The sequence below is a fragment of the Mycobacterium paraffinicum genome (assembly GCF_025822865.1).
In the GTDB taxonomy this organism is placed as follows: domain Bacteria; phylum Actinomycetota; class Actinomycetes; order Mycobacteriales; family Mycobacteriaceae; genus Mycobacterium; species Mycobacterium paraffinicum.
Genome location: NZ_JACKUR010000031.1, coordinates 46,671 through 63,231 on the forward strand (window position 1 = coordinate 46,671; position 16,561 = coordinate 63,231).

Annotated in this window: 16 protein-coding genes; 10 read left to right on the forward strand and 6 right to left on the reverse strand. The window is 68.8% G+C overall.

Features of this window, described 5'->3' with window-relative positions:
- Positions 1 to 37 precede the first annotated feature (37 nt).
- From H7J89_RS21485 to H7J89_RS21495, 3 genes are all read right to left on the reverse strand, one after another.
- Positions 38 to 1,072, reverse strand: a complete 1,035-nt coding sequence (locus H7J89_RS21485; RefSeq protein ID WP_264046440.1) for an alanine and proline-rich secreted protein Apa — start codon at positions 1,070 to 1,072, stop codon at positions 38 to 40.
- A gap of 107 nt (positions 1,073 to 1,179) precedes the next feature.
- A complete protein-coding gene (locus H7J89_RS21490; protein ID WP_264046442.1) occupies positions 1,180 to 2,298 on the reverse strand; it encodes a sulfate/molybdate ABC transporter ATP-binding protein in 1,119 nt (372 codons plus the stop codon).
- On the reverse strand, positions 2,295 to 3,098 hold the full coding sequence (locus tag H7J89_RS21495; RefSeq protein ID WP_264046538.1) for an ABC transporter permease: 804 nt from the start codon (positions 3,096 to 3,098) through the stop codon (positions 2,295 to 2,297). The genes H7J89_RS21490 and H7J89_RS21495 overlap by 4 nt, the downstream gene beginning before the upstream one ends.
- 134 nt (positions 3,099 to 3,232) lie before the next feature.
- On the opposite strand from H7J89_RS21495, the gene H7J89_RS21500 reads away from it, so the two are divergent.
- Together H7J89_RS21500 and H7J89_RS25795 are read left to right on the forward strand one after the other, a co-directional pair.
- Positions 3,233 to 5,245, forward strand: coding sequence for an ATP-binding protein (locus H7J89_RS21500; protein WP_308205138.1), 2,013 nt, complete (start codon positions 3,233 to 3,235; stop codon positions 5,243 to 5,245).
- On the forward strand, positions 5,242 to 5,895 hold the full coding sequence (locus H7J89_RS25795) for a hypothetical protein (RefSeq protein ID WP_308205139.1): 654 nt from the start codon (positions 5,242 to 5,244) through the stop codon (positions 5,893 to 5,895). The genes H7J89_RS21500 and H7J89_RS25795 overlap by 4 nt, the downstream gene beginning before the upstream one ends.
- Before the next feature lie 3 nt (positions 5,896 to 5,898).
- Here H7J89_RS25795 and modA read toward each other — a convergent pair whose 3' ends face one another.
- Entirely contained in the window at positions 5,899 to 6,660 is a 762-nt protein-coding gene (gene modA / locus H7J89_RS21505; RefSeq protein WP_264046444.1) for a molybdate ABC transporter substrate-binding protein, read from the reverse strand.
- A gap of 251 nt (positions 6,661 to 6,911) precedes the next feature.
- Between modA and H7J89_RS21510 the strand changes: the two genes are divergently transcribed.
- The 4 genes from H7J89_RS21510 to H7J89_RS21525 all read left to right on the forward strand — a co-directional run bounded on the left by H7J89_RS21510 (position 6,912) and on the right by H7J89_RS21525 (position 10,641).
- Positions 6,912 to 7,589 (forward strand): SDR family oxidoreductase, encoded by a 678-nt coding sequence (locus tag H7J89_RS21510; protein WP_264046446.1) that lies wholly within the window; start codon positions 6,912 to 6,914, stop codon positions 7,587 to 7,589.
- Positions 7,590 to 7,648: 59 nt separating this feature from the next.
- Positions 7,649 to 8,566 carry an LLM class F420-dependent oxidoreductase gene (locus H7J89_RS21515; RefSeq protein ID WP_264046448.1) on the forward strand — a complete coding sequence of 306 codons (918 nt, stop codon included), beginning with the start codon at positions 7,649 to 7,651 and terminating at the stop codon, positions 8,564 to 8,566.
- Between the two features lie 115 nt (positions 8,567 to 8,681).
- Entirely contained in the window at positions 8,682 to 9,062 is a 381-nt protein-coding gene (locus H7J89_RS21520; RefSeq protein WP_264046449.1) for a DUF4189 domain-containing protein, read from the forward strand.
- A gap of 190 nt (positions 9,063 to 9,252) precedes the next feature.
- The gene (locus H7J89_RS21525) at positions 9,253 to 10,641 is read left to right on the forward strand and encodes an NAD(P)/FAD-dependent oxidoreductase (RefSeq protein WP_264046451.1); all 1,389 of its coding nucleotides are present in this window, start codon (positions 9,253 to 9,255) and stop codon (positions 10,639 to 10,641) included.
- A 119-nt stretch (positions 10,642 to 10,760) separates the two neighbouring features.
- Here H7J89_RS21525 and H7J89_RS21530 read toward each other — a convergent pair whose 3' ends face one another.
- Positions 10,761 to 11,174, reverse strand: a complete 414-nt coding sequence (locus H7J89_RS21530) for a PaaI family thioesterase (RefSeq protein WP_066954173.1) — start codon at positions 11,172 to 11,174, stop codon at positions 10,761 to 10,763.
- 289 nt (positions 11,175 to 11,463) lie between these two features.
- Here H7J89_RS21530 and H7J89_RS21535 point away from each other — a divergent pair, with 289 nt between their 5' ends.
- From H7J89_RS21535 to H7J89_RS21550, 4 genes are all read left to right on the forward strand, one after another.
- Positions 11,464 to 11,883 carry a BlaI/MecI/CopY family transcriptional regulator gene (locus tag H7J89_RS21535; protein WP_264046454.1) on the forward strand — a complete coding sequence of 140 codons (420 nt, stop codon included), beginning with the start codon at positions 11,464 to 11,466 and terminating at the stop codon, positions 11,881 to 11,883.
- A gap of 14 nt (positions 11,884 to 11,897) precedes the next feature.
- Entirely contained in the window at positions 11,898 to 12,848 is a 951-nt protein-coding gene (locus H7J89_RS21540) for a M56 family metallopeptidase (RefSeq protein ID WP_264046457.1), read from the forward strand.
- Positions 12,849 to 12,947: 99 nt separating this feature from the next.
- On the forward strand, positions 12,948 to 14,405 hold the full coding sequence (gene gnd / locus H7J89_RS21545; protein ID WP_264046459.1) for an NADP-dependent phosphogluconate dehydrogenase: 1,458 nt from the start codon (positions 12,948 to 12,950) through the stop codon (positions 14,403 to 14,405).
- Between the two features lie 41 nt (positions 14,406 to 14,446).
- A complete protein-coding gene (locus H7J89_RS21550; RefSeq protein ID WP_264046461.1) occupies positions 14,447 to 15,883 on the forward strand; it encodes a GuaB1 family IMP dehydrogenase-related protein in 1,437 nt (478 codons plus the stop codon).
- Between the two features lie 24 nt (positions 15,884 to 15,907).
- Here H7J89_RS21550 and H7J89_RS21555 read toward each other — a convergent pair whose 3' ends face one another.
- Positions 15,908 to 16,534 carry a GNAT family N-acetyltransferase gene (locus H7J89_RS21555; RefSeq protein WP_264046464.1) on the reverse strand — a complete coding sequence of 209 codons (627 nt, stop codon included), beginning with the start codon at positions 16,532 to 16,534 and terminating at the stop codon, positions 15,908 to 15,910.
- Positions 16,535 to 16,561: the final 27 nt, after the last annotated feature.

Below are 16,561 nucleotides of genomic sequence, written 5' to 3' on the forward strand. Positions count from 1 at the left end.
GACGGTTAGCGCATCATTCTGACGCGCCGATCGCACGTCAGGTCGATTGCGTCCGCTGTGGTGCCGGCGCTGGGGCGGGGCTGACCTCTCCCGCCGCCGCCGGTGCCGGAGCCGGTGAGGGCGCCGGGGCTCCCGGAGCCGGAGCGGGTGCCGGGGCGGGTTGGGCGCCCGGGGCCGGCTGGGCACCAGCGGCCGGCGCGGGCGGGCCCGCCCAGGGCTGGATGGACTCCGCCAGCGCCTTGGCCGCGCCCTTGTCGACGGGGTCGTTTGCCGTGCCGAGCCACACCACGAACCAGCGTTGCGGCGGTCCGCCGTTCGGCGTGTTCGCGGCGGGCAGCCCGACGACGCCGGTCCAAATCTGCCCATTGGGCTTGGAGGCGTCGCTGAACTTGACCTCGTAGTACGACGCGCTGCCGGTGACGCCGTTGGCCCCGGTGAGCGGGGTGCTTTCCTGGTTGATTCGGGTGCCCGGATACGGCAGGAAGAACTCACCCATGTCCGAGCCCAGCCGCACGGCGGCCTTGGAGTTGTTGGCTTCGGCACTGGCGTAAAGCTTCTGGTCCAGCCGGCCCATCACGATGCGGGTGTCGTTGGCCACCGGGGGCGGCTGGTCGGGCAGCGGCGGCTGCCCCGTCGTCTTGCTCAGCAGCGCCGAGCCGTAGTCGAGGTGCGACGCGTCCGACTCCACCCAGCCGGGGGGGAGGACGTAGCTGAAGCCCCCCACGGCGTTGGCGATCCGCCCGGCGTTCGGGTCAGCCGGCGGCGGGGGCGGCGGCGCATTCGGGTCGACCGGCGGCGGTGGCGGGGGCACGGGCGCGTTCGGATCGACCGGTGCCGCAGGAGCGCCGGGCGCCGCACCGGCCGGCGCTGGATTGGTTGCGGGAGCGCCCGGGGCTGCCGCGGGAGGTGGGGCGGTCGTCGTCGCCGGCGGGACTGGAGTCGGTACTTCCGGGTCGGCGTACGAGGTGGCCGGCAAAGCGATCGTGACGGCGCCGGCACTGGTCACCATGGCTATCGCCAGCGTCGCCCACAGGCCTCTGCGACGTGTCGAGTTGGGTTCCACCTGGTCCATGGCGACGAACCTACCGTGTTACCGCTGTGACGCAAGGAGCCTTGCGGACAATTGCGATGCCGTTTTGCCGAAGTTGCCGATGTGCAACCCGCCGCGCGGCCGGGCGCTCAATTGCCCCCGTCACTGCGCGCCGGATACAACGCCACCTCATGGGCTTTGACGGAGAACCACACCTGCTCCCCGGGTGCCAGCCGCAGCTCCGAGGCGGCGTCGACGGTGATCTCCGCGGCCAGCCCGGGGGCACCATCTGGTTGCTGTTCGCCACGCACCAGCACCGCCGGCCCGCGAATGTCCATCTCCGCCACGTTCACCGCGACCGTGTTGCGCGGGCTGCCGTGCGGCTGCTCCCGATAAACCGCCACCGCCGTCGGCGGGAAGACCGCGATGGCGTTCCGTCCCTCGGCGAGCTCGTCGCCGCCCTCGATGGTGGGGGCCGCGTGCCAGCGGGCGCCCGAGCGCGCGTGCAGTGAGCCGTCGGGGCCGACGGTCCCGTTGACCAGGTTGATGCCCGCGATGCGCGCCCCGAAGTGGCTGCGCGGCGCCGTGAGCACGTCGGAGACCGGGCCGATCTCGGAGATCTTGCCGGCCTCGAGCACCAGGACCCGGTCGGCGAGGGTGACCACGTCGAGCAGGTCGTGCGTGATCAGCACGACCGCGCAGCCGGTGCGACCGACCGCGCCGCGCAAAACCGCGCGGATCCCCGCGGCCGCGGCGACGTCGAGGCCCGTCAGCGGCTCGTCGAGCAGCAACACGTCGGGCTCGGCGGCCAGCGCCCGCGCGATCGCCACCCGCTGGGCCTGACCGCCGGACAGCTGGCGCGCCTTCCGGTCGGCCAGCGCCTCGGCGTCCACGTGGCGCAGCCAGCGCGTCGCCGTTGCCTTCTCCGCGGCCCGGGCCGGGCGGAGCCGGCCACGACGGCTGTGCGGCCCGAACGCCACGTTGGCGGCAACGCTCATGTGCGGGAACAACAACGGGTCCTGCAGGAGCAGGCCGACGCGGCGGTCATGGGTTGGCACGTCCACTCGGGCCTCGGTGTCGGTCAGCACCCGGTCCCCCAACCGCACCACCCCGCGGTCCGGGCGAATCAGCCCGGCGATGACGTGCAACGCGGTCGACTTGCCCGCGCCGTTGGGTCCGAGGATCGCCAGCACTTCGCCCGCCGACACGGAGAACTCGACGTCCAGCTGGCGGTCCGCCACGACCGCGCGCAGCTGCAGGTCACTCACGGCTGCCTCGTCTCGGTGCCGGGAAGGCGGCGGGCGCCCAACCCCAACACCACCACCGCCGCTACGGCCACCAACAGGATCGACAACGCCACCGCCGCGTCGGCGTCGGTGACCCGCTGCAGGTAGATCTCCAGCGGCAGCGTGCGGGTGACTCCCTGACGCGACCCGGCGAACGTCAGCGTCGCGCCGAATTCCCCCAGCGAGCGGGCGAACGCCAGCACCGTCCCCGACATCAGGCCCGGCAGCAGCAGCGGGAGGGTGACCCGCCACCAGACGGTGCTGGGACGCGCCCCGAGGGTCGCCGCCACGATCTCGAAGTCGGCGCCGGCCGTACGCGCGGCCCCCTCTAGGGAAATCACCAGGAACGGCAGCGAGACGAACGTCTGCGCCAGCACCACGGCGGTGGTGCTGAAGGCGATGCTGATGCCGGCGGCTTCCAGGTACCGGCCGAGCAATCCGAGCCGGCCGAACGCGTAGAGCAGGGCGATCCCACCCACCACCGGGGGCAGCACCAGCGGCAGCAGGATCAGCGGCCGCAACAGCCGCACCGGCCGCGCCGTGCTGCGGGCCAGCACCAACGCCATCGGCACGCCCAGCAGCACGCACAGCAGGGTGCTGGCCACGGCGGTCTTGAGGCTGAGCAGCAGGGCCGTCCGTGACGACGGGCTGGTGATCAGCGACCAGAAATTCGGCCAGTCGACCTTGATCGCGATGGCCAGCAACGGCAGCACGACGAACGCGGTCCCCACCGCTGCGGGGAGGTACACCCACCGCGGCAGATCGGTGCGAGGCTCTCTGATATGTGCTCCCCTAACCCTGGTCGGGAGATCTACACCGCCTCAACCTAGCGCTGGGCGTGTTGGGAACCGGTCGGCGCGCGGCTGTTCCGCCGATGTGCGGGTTCGGAGCGCGTCTGTTGTGAGATTCTGCTGAGGTGCCAGCGCCTTCGGGTGTCGTGACGTTTCTGTTCACCGACGTTGAGGGTTCGACGCGTCGGTGGGAGGCCGACGCCGACGGGATGCGGGTCGCCCTCGCGGCCCACGACGACGCCTTGCGCACGGCGATCGAGGCGCACGGGGGCTGGTTGTTCAAGCACACCGGTGACGGCGTGTGCGCCGCGTTCGCCTCGCCACGCTCAGCGGTGGACGCCGCTGTGGCCGCGCAGCGCGCCCTCGACTTGCCGGTCCGGATGGGGCTGGCGACCGGCGAGGCCGAGCTGCGCGACGGCGACTACTTCGGCACGGTGCTGAACCGCGCGGCGCGACTGATGGCCGCCGGGCATGGCGGTCAGATTCTGTTGGCCGACTCGACGGCGGGTCTGCTCAGCGGAGTCGACCTCGTCAATCTCGGGCCGCGACGGTTGCGGGACGTGCCGATGCCGGTCGAAGTGTTTCAAGTGCAGGCGGCGGGACTTCGCGCCGAGTTTCCGCCGCTGCGGGCGCTCGACACGAGTCCGGGAAACCTGCGGCCTGCCGCCACCAGCTTGATCGGACGCGAGGCCGCGGTCGCCGACATTGAAGCGGCGGTCAAGGCGCATCGGTTGGTGACGCTGACCGGGGTGGGCGGAGTCGGCAAGACCCGCCTCGCGGTGGAAGTTGCGGCGCAACTGGCCGATGTGTTCCCGGACGGGGTTTGGCTGTTCGAGCTGGCTGTGGTGACCGATCCCGCGGCGGTACCCGACGCGGTGGCGGCGGTGCTCGGCATCACCCAGCAACCGGGCAAGACCGTCAGCGAATCGGTGGCCGCGGCGTTGGAGGGGCGGGTCCGGTTGTTGGTGTTCGACAACTGCGAGCACGTTCTCGACGCGGCCGCCGACCTCATCGAAGCCATCCTCGCGCGCTCGCCGACCGTACGAATCCTCGCCACCAGCCGCGAAGGACTCGGACTCCCCGACGAGCAGGTACGGCCGGTGCGCTCGCTGGACGCAGCAGCGGGCGTCGACTCCGCTGCGGTGACCCTGTTCGTGGAACGCGCCCAAGCCATTACGCCGGGCTTCTCGATGGCCGACGGCGGTGAAGCCGCGGCAGTTTCCGAGATCTGTCAGCGCCTTGACGGGATTCCCTTGGCCATCGAACTGGCCGCCTCACGGATGGCGTCGATGACGGCCGGCGAGATGCGTGATCGTCTCGATCACCGGTTCAGGCTGCTGGTCGGCGCACGCCGCGGCCTGGAACGCCACCACACACTGCGCCACGCTGTGGCGTGGTCCTACGACCTCCTCGACGACATCGAAAAGACTGTGCTGGAACGTTGTTCGGTTTTCGCGGGGGGATTCGACGTGCAAAGCGCCTGCGCGGTAGCCGGATCGGATGACCTCGACGAGTACGCCATCCTCGAAGTGCTCGACGCTCTGGTGCGCAAATCCTTGGTGGTAGCCGATCGGGCCGCCGGGCGGACCAGATTCTCGATGCTGGAGACAATCCGCCAGTTCGCCGAGGACAACTCGTCGCCAGCGGTGGCGCGACCGAGGCGCGGACCGCCCACGCGCGACACTTCGCCGGACGGGAAGCCGACCTCATGGCGCTGTGGGACAGCCCGCGCCAGCGCGAGGCGTACGGCTGGCTCGCGGTCGAGCTGGCCAACCTGCGCATCGCCTTTCGTTGGGCCGCCGACCACGGCGACCTGGATGCGGGCGCCGCCATCGCCGCGTATACGGGCTTGCTTGGTCCGTTTCTCGAGAACTACGAACCCATCGCATGGGCCGAAGAAATGGTCGGACCCCTTCATGCCGTCGAACACCCGCGGCTGGCGGCCGTATGCGTGGGGGCATCGCTGTCCGTTCTTGTCGGCCGGTACCAAGAGGCCGTGGGCTACAGCGAAATCGGTCAGACGGTTATCGCCGCCGCCAGCGACAAGGTGTCGTACTTCGGTGAGGCGTTTCTCGGCAGTGCGTATTTGTTCGTCGGGCGGCCCGAACGGTATCTCGAACTGTGCCGCGCCCAGGTGAGGCGCAGCGGCGACGCCAACACCTTCGGCAGGGCGAACCTGGCATTCGCTTTGGCCGTCTGCGGTTCGGCTGACGAGGCGATGGCAATCGCCGATGGCCTCATCGATGCCGCCGAAGCGAACGGAAATCCATGGGTGCTTGCTTACGTACTTTTCGTGTACGGGTACGCCGTCCGGACCACCGATCCGGGTCGCGCCCTGGCGGCGCTGCACCGTAGCCTGCTCGTCGCGCGGGACAGCGGCAACCGGTTCTACGAGACCCAATTCCCGTACTGGGCCGCCGGACTCATGGCCGAGCAAGGGGGCCCCTGGGCGGCCTTGGATCATCTCGCCGTGGCCATTCGCAGTAACCACGAGTCGGGCAACATCGGCATGATGTACAACGCGCTCGCCGTCTTCGCCGTCTTCCTCAACCGGCTAGGACGCCACGAACCAGCTTCCACCATCGCCGGGTTGGCGGCGGTCAGTCCGATGGCAGCGACGACCTTGCCCGAACTCGGAGAAATGATCGCCGTTCTTCGCAAGGTCCTCGGCGACCAAACCTACGAATCGCTCGCCCGCAAGGGTGAGGTGATGACCACGGCCGACATCGTGACCTACGCCTATGACCAAATCGACAAGATCCGAACCGATTTCGAACGGCCCCGCTGACTTCTAGGGTTTGGCGAAGCCGTACTGGGCCAGGATGTTCTGACCGGTGCCGCCGGTCACCATGGCCAGGAACCGTTGCGCCAACGCCGGTTGCGGGGCGTTCTTCAGCACGGCGATCGGATAGACGTTCACCGCGCCGGCGGCCTCCGGAAAGCTGACGGGGGTCACCTTGTTGCCAGCGCTGTGCGCGTCGGTCACGTACACCAGCCCGGCATCCGCCTGGCCGGTGGTGACCTTGTTGAGGACGTCCGTCACGCTCGGTTCCTCGCTCACCGGGTTGAGGTGGACGCCGGTGCCGTCTTCGACCCGCTGGGTCGCCGATCCGCACGGCACCGGTCTCTGGCAGATCACGACTCCCAGCCCCGGCCGCGCGAGGTCGGCGAAGGAGCCGACCTTCTTGGGGTTGCCCGGCGCGGTGACGATCACCAGCGTGTTCGAGGCGAAGTTCGTCGGGTTGCCCGTCAGCAGGCCGGCCTTGGCGACCGTGTCCATCTGCGCGGTGTCCGCCGATGCGAAGACATCGGCGGTCGCGCCCTGCGTCAATTGGGTGGCCAGTTCGGAGGATCCGGCGAAGTCGACTTCCACATCGGCGCCCGCGTTTTGGGCCTTGAACTGCGCGCTGATCTGAGTGAACGCGGGCTTGAGCGAGGCGGCGGCGAATACCACCAGCCTTCCCGAACCCGGCGGGGACGGTTTCGAACCGCACCCGGCCAGGCCCGCCGCCAGGACCATCGCCACACCGGCCAAGATCCCGATCCGCCGCATGGTGCACCCTAACCCGCCGAGGATGCGGCCCGGTTGCGGGCCCAAACGTCGCAAAAAAGTGCCCGCGGAACAGTTACGCAACTGATCCGCGCGTCGCGGCGTCAACAATTTCGCCGACTAGCTACTGTCCAGTAACATCTAGGCAGATTGATGCCATAACGCGCTGAGATCCCAGGCAGATCCCCCGGCGTCCGGTGGATGGCCACACGGAACTGCCCGGGTCTGGGTTCAACGTTGAACACGAGGAGGTCATGGCAGTGGAGGTGCTGGTCACCGGTGGAGACACCGAACTGGGGCGCACAGTGGCCGAAGGCTTCCGCGATGCCGGTCACAAGGTGACGCTCGTGGGTGCGCGGCGCAGCGACCTGGAGGTCGCCGCCAAGGAATTGGACGTGGACGCGATCGTCTGCGACACCACCGACCCGGCAAGCCTGACCGAGGCCCGTGCTTCGTTCCCCCATCATCTGGACACCATCGTCAACGTGCCGGCGCCCTCCTGGGAAGCCGGCGACCCGCGCACCTACTCGATCGGCGACACGGCCACTGCCTGGCGCAATGCCTTGGACGCAACTGTGCTGTCGGCGGTGTTGACGGTGCAGACCGTGGGTGATCACCTGCGCTCGGGTGGTTCCATCATCAGCGTGGTGCCCGAGAACCCGCCGGCCGGAAGCGTTGACGCCGCCATCAAAGCGACCCTGTCGAATTGGGTCGCGGGCCAGGCGGGCATCTTCGGCACCCGCGGGATCACGGTCAACGCCGTGGCCAGCGGCCGCAGCGCCCAGCCCGGTTACGACGGCCTCTCCCGCACGCCCCCGTCGGTCGCCGGCGAGGTGGCCCGGTTGGCGCTGTTCCTGACGACCCCGGCGGCCCGCCACATCACCGGCCAGACGCTGCACGTCAGCCATGGCGCGCTCACCCAATTCGGCTGAGGGCGTAATCCGCCGCCGACCGGTATCGTCCCGCCCGGCCCCGCACTACGGTAGATCGCGTGGCTATTCGACTCGGTCTGCAGATTCCCAACTTCTCCTACGGCACCGGGGTTGAACAACTCTTCCCCACTGTTCTGGCTCAGGCCCGCGAGGCCGAATCGGCTGGTTTCGACTCGGTTTTCGTAATGGACCACTTCTACCAACTTCCCATGCTGGGCGATCCCGACCAGCCGATGCTGGAGGCCTACACCGCCCTGGGTGCGCTGGCCACCGCCACCGATCGAGTTCAGTTGGGCACCTTGGTAACCGGCAACACCTACCGCAGCCCCTCGCTACTGGCGAAGATCATCACCACCCTCGACGTGGTGAGCCAGGGCCGCGCGATCCTGGGCATCGGCACCGGCTGGTTCGAACTCGAACACGACCAACTGGGCTTCGAATTCGGCACCTTCACCGACAGGTTCAACCGGCTCGAGGAGGCGCTGCAGATCATCCTGCCGATGATCAAGGGCGAGCGGCCAACCTTCTCGGGCAAGTGGTACCGGGTCCGCGAGGCTATGGCGAATCCGCGCTTCCGCGAACACATTCCGCTGATGATCGGCGGCAGCGGCGAGAAGAAGACGATCCCGCTGGCCGCGCGCCACTTCGATCACCTCAACGTGATCGCCGGATTCGATGAGCTGCCAGGCAAATTGGACGTCGTGCGGCGGCGGTGCGAGGACATCGGCCGGGACCCGGCGACCTTGGAAACCAGCACGCTGACCACGGTGCTGGTCGACGAGAACGCGAAGGCCGACCAGATTCCCGCCGAAATGCGGCAGCGCATGGTGGTGGGCGGGCCCGACTCGATCGCCGACCAGATCAAGACCAAAGTGGTGGACGCGGGCATCGACGGCGTGATCATCAACCTGCCCTTCTACACCCCCGGCGTGATCAGCGCCGTGGGCGACGCGCTGCGCCCAGTCGTCGGCCTGTAGCCGCCGACGCCGCTGATGTGGGGTCGCGGATTGGTGCCGCCGCGGTAATACTCCATGTAGCAGCGTTTACCTGCGCCACAACGGCGCAGCGCAGAAGTAAGGGGCCGGGACGGCCATGAAGAAACGAGCCCTGGCGGCGGTGGCGGCCGGTGTAGCGTTCGCCGCGCCGCCGATCGCGCATGCCGACAACAACTGGATCGCCATGGCGATCTCGGACTCCACCGGCCACATCAACATCGCCGACGGAGCTGCCAGCCAGGGCGCGGCCGAGAAAGCGGTGATGGAGACGTGCCGCAAGAGCATCAGCGATTGCCGGCTGCTGGCGAGCGGGCAGGGCGGGTGCGTGGCGCTCGTTTTGAACGCGGCCAAGTCCCGATACTTCGGCGGCTGGGGTCCGACCCGCGAAGACGCCGAAGCCCAGGCGCTCGAGCGTGCCCCCGGCGGAACGATCCAGGCGGGCCACGACCACTGCGCGGGCGAGGGCTCCAGCCAGTGATGTCGGCTTCGCGCCGATAGCTGATAACTGCGCCACACCGCCCGATGCCCACCAGGCACTTCGGCCCCCAACACCGTTAGTGTTGCAAACAACACATGCGTATCAACTAGGTTTCCGGGTATCCGCCTGACTAGCGTTGTGGCTAACTGCAGTCGCGTGTCCAAAAGCCCCCGTCAGGAGCAGCGGAAACATGAGCCCCCCACCAGAAACCACAGCTGGAACCGAGCGTCGCCACCAGGTGGTCATCATCGGTTCGGGATTCGGTGGGCTTAACGCGGCAAAGAAACTCAAGCACGCCGATGTCGACATCAAACTGATCGCGCGCACCACTCACCACCTGTTCCAGCCGTTGCTGTACCAGGTGGCGACGGGCATCGTCTCCGAAGGCGACATCGCCCCACCCACCCGCGTCGTCCTGCGCAGGCAGCGCAACGTTCAGGTGCTGCTCGGTGACGTCACGCATATCGATCTGGCCGGCAAGTACGTCGTATCCGATTTGCTCGGCCACACCTACGAAACCCCTTACGACAGCCTGATTATCGCCGCGGGTGCGGGACAGTCGTACTTCGGGAACGACCACTTCGCCGAATTCGCGCCCGGCATGAAGTCGATCGACGACGCACTGGAGGTGCGCGGACGGATCCTGAGCGCGTTCGAACAAGCCGAGCGGTCGCGTGATCCGGAACGACGCGCCAAGCTGCTGACGTTCACCGTCATCGGCGCCGGGCCGACCGGCGTCGAAATGGCTGGGCAGATCGCGGAATTGGCGGCCCACACGCTGAAGGGCTCGTTCCGCGGCATCGACTCCACCAAGGCGCGAGTGATCCTGCTCGACGCGGCCCCCGCTGTATTGCCGCCGTTCGGCGACAAACTGGGCGCGCGGGCGCGCGCCAGGCTGGAGAAGATGGGCGTGGAGATTCAGTTGGGGGCGATGGTCACCGACGTCGACCGCAACGGCATCACGGTCAAGGACTCCGACGGCACCATCCGGCGCATCGAGTCCGCCTGCAAGGTGTGGTCCGCGGGTGTACAGGCCAGCGGGCTGGGCCGAGACCTTGCCGAGCAGTCGTCGGTGGAACTCGACCGTGCCGGGCGGGTCAAGGTGCTGCCCGACCTGTCGGTCCCGGGGCAACCGAACGTGTTCGTGATCGGCGACATGGCCGCCGTCGAGGGCGTTCCGGGCGTGGCCCAGGGCGCGATTCAGGGCGCCAAGTACGTTGCCGGCGTGATCAAAGCGGAACTGGGCGGCGCCAATCCGGCGGAGCGCGAACCGTTCCAGTACTTCGACAAGGGCTCCATGGCCACCGTTTCGCGGTTTTCCGCGGTGGCCAAGGTCGGCCCGCTGGAGTTCAGCGGCTTCATCGCCTGGCTGATGTGGCTGGTGCTGCACCTGGTCTACCTGGTCGGGTTCAAGACCAAGGTCAGCACGCTGCTGTCGTGGACGGTGACCTTCCTGAGCACGCGGCGCGGCCAGCTGACCATCACCGAGCAGCAGGCCTTCGCCCGCACCCGCCTCGAACAGCTGGCGGTGCTGGCCGCGGAGGCCAAGCGCCCGGCGACCGCCAGGCGGGCGAGCTAACGGTCGCGACCGAGCCGAACCGGCGCCGCTGCTTTGTGCACGAAAGACATTACGGCGCAACGTACTTCATCGATCTGCGCAGCACGCCCCGATGATCGTCGCCTGAGCCTCGGATAGGGCTAGGCCTCCAGGTTCTGCAGCCGAACCTGGCCGCGGGCGACCACCCGGTCGTCGGCGTCGGTGATGGTGACCAGCCACAACTGTTGGCGTCGGCCGCGGTGGATCGGTTCGGCGGCGCCATACACCATGCCCGAGCCGATGGAACGCAGAAAGTCGGTGTTGTTGTTGACTCCCACGACATTCCCGCCGCCGCGGGTGGCGAGCCAGGTGTAGGCGGCCACGCTGGCCATGCTCTCGATGATCGAGCAGTACACGCCGCCGTGCACGAGGCCCATCGGCTGCAGCAGTTTGGGGGTGACCTCGAGCTGCGCGCGGGCGCCGTCGGGGCTGAGTTCGGTGAATTGCAGCCCGATCTCCTGATCGAAGGGCGCGGTGAAATCCGGCGGCAAGGTCGTTTCCGGAGGCTGAGGCACGTTCTGTGTCTACACCATGGGCCGATAGTCGACGCTCGCGGCGGGACGCCCGCCCAAGAAACGGCTGAGCCCCGTGCCGCTGGGGCACGGGGCTCGCCGATCGAGGCGACCGGGGGTCACTGCAGCCCTCAGGACGCGCCGCGGTCGTCGTTCGCTCGACTCGGTTAGCATAGGCAAGGCTGCCCTAATTTCGCAAGCACCAATTCGGCGGCGCCCTGGGAAGCTTCGGTACGACCGTCCGTAGTAACCCGGAGTAGGATGATGCTCGACGCTCAGGAGAGAACGCACTATGGCGAAACTGACCCGGCTCGGGGATCTGGAACGCGCCGTGATGGACCACTTGTGGTCCGCGCCGGAACCGCAAACGGTCCGTCAGGTCCACGACGCGTTGTCCGCGCGACGCGACCTTGCCTACACGACGATCATGACCGTCCTGCAACGGCTGGCCAAGAAGAATCTGGTCTCCCAGCTCCGGGACGACCGAGCGCACCGATACGCACCCGTGCACGGCCGCGACGAGCTGGTGGCCGGGCTCATGGTCGACGCGCTGGCCCAGGCCGAGGATTCCGGCGGCCGGCAGGCCGCTCTGGTCCACTTCGTCGAGCGGGTGGGCGCCGACGAGGCGGACGCCCTGCGGCGAGCGCTCGCCGAATTGGAAGCAAATCAACGCAACAACGTGCCATCCGCTGGCGCGTTGACGGAGGACTGAGGGAGACTGACAGCGTGTCCGCGCTGGCCTTCACCATCCTCGCGGTGCTGCTGGTCGGTCCGGTGCCGGCCTTGTTGGCACGCGCGAGCTGGCCGCTGCGCGCTCCCCGCGCCGCCATGGTGTTGTGGCAGGCCGTCGCGCTGGCCGCCGTCCTCTCCGCATTCAGCGCCGGCATCGCGATCGCCACTCGGCTGCTCATGCCCGGTCCCGACGGCCGGCCCACCGCCAGCATCGTCGGCGATGCCGGCCGGCTCGGCTGGCCGCTGTGGGCGGCATACGTCGGCGTTTTCGCGCTGACCGTGCTGGTCGGCGCCCGATTGATGGTCGCCGTGATGCGGGTCGCCATCGCCAACCGGCGACGGCGCGCCCACCACCGCATGGTGGTCGATTTGGTCGGCGTCGGCCACGACGCGCCGCTCCCCCAACCCTGCGCCCACACCCGCGACCTCCGCGTCTTGGATGTTGCGCAGCCGCTCGCCTACTGCCTGCCCGGCGTGCGCAGCCGGGTGGTGGTCAGCGAGGGGGCGCTGAGCACGCTCGCCGATGCGGAAGTCGCGGCGATCCTCACGCACGAGCGGGCCCATCTGCGAGCCCGGCACGACCTGGTTCTCGAAGCCTTCACCGCGGTGCATGCCGCGTTCCCGCGGCTGGTGCGCAGCGCGAACGCCCTCGGCGCGGTCCAGCTGCTCGTCGAGCTGCTCGCCGACGACGCCGCCGTGCGCGCGGCGGGTCGCGCTCCCCTGGCCCGGGCCTTGGTTGCGTGCGCGTCCGGGCGGGCGCCCTCGGGCGCATTGGCCGCGGGCGGCACCAGCACGGTGGTCCGCGTGCGCCGGCTGTGCGGGGAGGGCAACAGCCTGGCGCTGTCGGCGGCCGCATACCTCGCCGCGGCAGCGGTGTTCGTGGTGCCCACCGTCGCGTTGGCGGTCCCGTGGCTCACGGAATTGCGGCGCCTGTTCAACCTCTGAGGCGACGCCGGAGCCATCACCCCGGGCGGGCGCATGCCCGCTGTGCCACAGTGTGACGGAAAGCTTTTGGGCAGGTTCTCCGACTTGAGAGGCAAAGACATGGGTTCGTCGGATGCAAAGACCGCGACCGCGCAAATCGGCGTCACCGGCCTGGCGGTGATGGGCTCGAACATCGCGCGCAATTTCGCCCGGCACGGCTACACGGTGGCGCTGCACAACCGGTCGGTCGCCAAGACCGACGCGCTGCTCGAAGAGCACGGTGACGAGGGCAAGTTCGTGCGGTCGGAGACCATCGCAGAATTTCTGGACGCCTTGGAGAAGCCGCGGCGGGTGCTCATCATGGTCAAGGCCGGTGACCCCACCGACGCCGTCATCAACGAGCTCGCCGACGCCATGGAAGAAGGCGACATCATCATCGACGGCGGCAACGCCCTCTACACCGACACCATTCGCCGCGAGAAGGCGATGCGCGACCGGGGACTGCACTTCGTCGGCGCCGGAATATCCGGCGGGGAGGAAGGCGCGCTCAACGGTCCGTCGATCATGCCGGGCGGCCCCGCCGAGTCGTACAAGTCCCTGGGCCCGCTGCTCGAGGAGATCTCCGCGCACGTCGACGGCGTCCCGTGCTGCACCCACATCGGGCCCGACGGCGCCGGTCACTTCGTCAAGATGGTGCACAACGGCATCGAGTACTCCGACATGCAGCTGATCGGCGAGGCCTACCAGCTGCTGCGCGACGCCCTCGGCAAGACCGCCGAGCAGATCGCCGACGTGTTCGACGAGTGGAACAAGGGCGACCTGGACAGCTTCCTGGTCGAAATCACCGCGCAGGTGCTGCGGCAGAAGGACGCCAAGACGGGCAAGCCGCTCGTCGACGTCATCCTCGACGAGGCCGAGCAGAAGGGCACCGGCCGCTGGACGGTGAAGTCGGCTTTGGACCTCGGCGTGCCGGTGACCGGCATCGCCGAAGCGGTGTTCGCCCGCGCGCTGTCGGGTTCGGTAACGCAGCGCAAGGCCACCACGGGGCTGGCCTCGGGCGAGCTGGGAACCAAGCCGGATGACGCGCAGCAGTTCGTCGAGGACGTCCGTCAGGCCCTGTACGCGTCCAAGATCATCGCTTATGCGCAGGGCTTCAACCAGATTCAGGCCGGCAGCGCCGAATACGACTGGGGTGTCACGCCGGGCGACCTGGCCACCATCTGGCGCGGCGGCTGCATCATCCGGGCGAAGTTCCTCAACCGCATCAAAGACGCATTCGACGAAGATCCCGACCTGCCGACGCTGATCGTCGCGCCCTACTTCCGCAGCGCGATCGAGGCCGCGATCGACGGCTGGCGTCGCGTCGTGGTGACCGCCACGCAGCTGGGCATCCCGATCCCGGGCTTCTCCTCCGCGCTGTCCTACTACGACGCCCTGCGCACCGAGCGGCTGCCCGCCGCGCTGACCCAGGGCTTGCGGGACTTCTTCGGCGCGCACACCTACGGCCGGATCGACGACGACCCGGACAAGCGGTTCCACACGCTGTGGAGCGGGGACCGCAGCGAAGTGCCCGCCTAGCGGGGTACTACTGGAGGACACGAGGGGGCACGGCGACGACGATGAGATTCCTGGACGGGCATGGGCCCGGCTACGACCTGACCTACAACGACGTCTTCGTCATGCCGGGCCGGTCGGAGGTCGAGTCGCGCTTCGACGTCGACCTGTCCACCAACGACGGGTCGGGCACCACCATCCCCGTCGTGGTGGCCAACATGACCGCGGTGGCCGGGCGCAGGATGGCCGAGACGGTCGCGCGCCGCGGCGGCCTGGTGATCCTGCCGCAGGATCTCCCGATCACCGCCGTGCAGCAGACGTTGGATTTCGTCAAGAGTCGTGACCTCGTTCTCGACACCCCGGTGGTCCTGGCGCCCGACGATTCGGTGTCGGATGCGACCGCGCTGATCCACAAGCGCGCGCACGGGGTCGCCGTCGTCGCGTTCGAGGGCCGCCCGATGGGGCTGGTGAGCGAATCGTGCTGCCTCGGCGTGGACCGGTTCGCCAGGGTGCGTGACGTCGCGATCACCGACTTCGTCACCGCCCCGGTCGGCACCGAGCCGCGCAAGATCTTCGACCTGCTCGAGCACGCCCCGATCGGGGTTGCCGTGGTGACGAACGCGGACGGCACGCTCGCCGGCGTGCTGACCCGCACCGGTGCCGTCCGGACCGGCCTGTACGCCCCCGCGGTCGACGCGCGCGGGCGGCTGCGGATCGGCGCGGCCGTCGGCATCAACGGCGATGTGGGGGCCAGGGCGCGCTCCCTGGCCGAGGCGGGTGTCGACGTGCTCGTCATCGATACCGCACACGGGCATCAGGCGAAGACGCTCGACGCGATCCGCACGGTTTCCTCGCTCGACCTGGGCGTTCCGCTGGTGGCGGGCAACGTCGTCTCGGCGGAAGGCACCCGTGACCTGCTCGGCGCCGGGGCCGACATCGTCAAGGTCGGCGTCGGGCCGGGGGCGATGTGTACCACCCGGATGATGACCGCCGTGGGCCGCCCGCAATTCTCCGCCGTGGTTGAATGCGCCTCGGCGGCAAGACAATTGGGAGCGCATGTCTGGGCCGACGGCGGCGTTCGGCATCCGCGGGACGTGGCGCTGGCGCTGGTGGCCGGGGCGTCCAACGTGATGATCGGATCGTGGTTCGCAGGCACCTACGAATCGCCCGGGGACCTGATGCGCGACCGCGAGGACCAGCCCTATAAGGAGAGCTACGGCATGGCGTCCAAGCGGGCGGTGGTCGCCCGCAGCGCCGCCGACACCGCATTCGAGCGTGCGCGCAAAGCGCTGTTCGAGGAAGGCATTTCGACGTCGCGGATGGAACTGGACCCCGACCGCGGCGGCGTCGAGGATTTGATCGACCACATCACCTCGGGCGTGCGCAGCACGTGCACGTACGTCGGCGCCGCCAACCTGACGGAGCTGCATGAGCGCGCCGTCGTCGGGGTGCAGTCGACCGCGGGCTTCGCCGAAGGCCATCCGCTGCCGTTGGGTTGGTGACCCGTTCCGCCGGAACGGCGAGGGCTATCCCTCGATGCTCGGGCGCTGCAGCGCGTACAGCGACATCCGCCGGTTTCTCTCGTCGTGCTCCCCGAGGAACGTGCATCCGGCGTTCTCGCACAGCCGGCGCGCCGCGGTGTTGCGGTGATCGGGGTCGAACATGATGCGCCGGCAGCGGGGCTCCATGGAAAAGGCGCTGGCCACGATGCGCGGCAACAGCATCGGGCCCAGCCCCCGGTTCACCAGGTCCCGGTCGGCGATGGCGGCGTGCAGCCCCAGGTCATAGGCCTCGGCCTCGTAGTAATGGGAGATCAAATCCTTTGCTCCCCAATACAATTCGAGATAGGCGCAATCCTTTCCGCGGATGCTCCCCAGCAGCGGTAGCGAATACGTTCCGTCGAGTTGTGCGCCGAGATGCCGCTCCCACTGCGGCGCCGGCCAGTCGTATTCCCAGGCCGCCGCCAGCTGCGGGCGGTTCATCCACTCCGACACCATGCCCGCATCCCCGCGTCGAGCGACCCGCAGCGCGAACGGCGGCTCGAGGGCCGGGACCGGCGGCGGGCCGATGCGCGCGATCTCGTCGGCGATGTCGAAGCGCTCGCGCGGAAGTACTTGCGCGGATTGGGTTTCGGGAGGGGCTTCGGACGCCATAGTGCGCATAGCCTACCGAGTAAGGTT